This window comes from Desulfocicer niacini, from assembly GCF_054657595.1.
Map to the genome: position 1 here is coordinate 1 of NZ_BAAHYK010000223.1, position 280 is coordinate 280.

Here is a 280-nt window from a genome sequence, read left to right on the forward strand (position 1 = left end):
ATCCCCAAAAAAACCTGTCAAGTCTTTTTTTATTTTTTTTTTTGATCCCTGGGGGTGAGTAGTTACCTTTAAATTTTGTTTTGGCCTGAAGCTCTGTATTTGAATGATCAAATATATTTCCAATTTGCCGAATAATTGAACGGAAGTTTTTTATAAAGCCCGTGTCTTGATTCTCAATTCTCTCTATTTCATATCGTTCTTCACTGCTTAAATTGGAGGGCTTTTTCAACAGTGTCCACCGAATTTTCCATAGTTGACTGGCAAGCTCAAGAAGATTTTT

1 protein-coding gene is annotated in these 280 nt (G+C 34.6%); it reads right to left on the reverse strand.

The features are described from left to right. On the reverse strand, nucleotides 1-229 hold a 229-nt coding region (locus ACYQ2M_RS25490; RefSeq protein WP_459919203.1), incomplete at its 3' end, for a hypothetical protein. Nucleotides 230-280 lie beyond the last annotated feature (51 nt).